Origin of the sequence: Shewanella sp. SW32, from assembly GCF_025653365.1 — a bacterium.
Lineage (GTDB): Bacteria > Pseudomonadota > Gammaproteobacteria > Enterobacterales > Shewanellaceae > Shewanella > Shewanella oncorhynchi.
This window is the reverse complement of sequence record NZ_JAKKSJ010000107.1, coordinates 1-646: the sequence shown is the minus strand read 5'-3', so window position 1 is coordinate 646 and position 646 is coordinate 1. Positions and strand designations below refer to the sequence as shown.

The following is a 646-nucleotide window of genomic DNA, read 5'->3' as shown; positions in this document are numbered from 1 at the left end:
ACCACATACCATGTTTTTAAGTGAACCATCACTCTGGGCACARAGCATTTTTCAGCGCGCAMAATTAGGGGATGTACGAAGGACCAAACGGCTTGTACAGTTGGCGGCTCAACTTGCAGCTCATACAGGACAATCTATCGTGCAATCYCTTTCATCCAGTGCAGACATTGAAGCCGCTTATCGCTTTGTCCGTAACGAGCATATCAGTCCGGCAGCGATTGCTGAGGCAGGTTTTGCTGCCACAGTGCAAGCCTGCGAACCATTTGACTGCCTACTGGCGCTGGAAGACACCACGTCGTTGGAGTTCACCCACCCAAGTGTCGTGGAAGAACTTGGACATACCACGTCCCACAAACATTCCAGYGGRCTGGAAGCGCACACGGTTTTATTGTTTGCCCCCAAGGCGCAGCARGTCGTTGGACTGATTGAGCAGCATCGCTGGGCACGCGACCGCGAAGCCTATGGCCAGAAAAAACAACGTGCCAAACGTGATTATGAACAGAAAGAAAGTTACAAATGGCAACGGGCTTCAGCAGCGATGGCGACTCGCTTGGGACCACAGATGCAGAAGGTGATTTCGGTTTGTGACCGTGAAGCCGATATCATCGAATACCTGCGCTTTAAAACCGACACACAACAACGGTTT

Annotated in this window: 1 protein-coding gene; it reads left to right on the top strand. The window is 51.2% G+C overall.

Annotation, left to right across the window (positions count from 1 at the left end):
* Window positions 1–10: 10 nt before the first annotated feature.
* A partial coding sequence (locus tag L5M28_RS24055) for an IS4 family transposase (protein ID WP_263204546.1) occupies window positions 11–646 on the top strand: 636 nt, incomplete at its 3' end.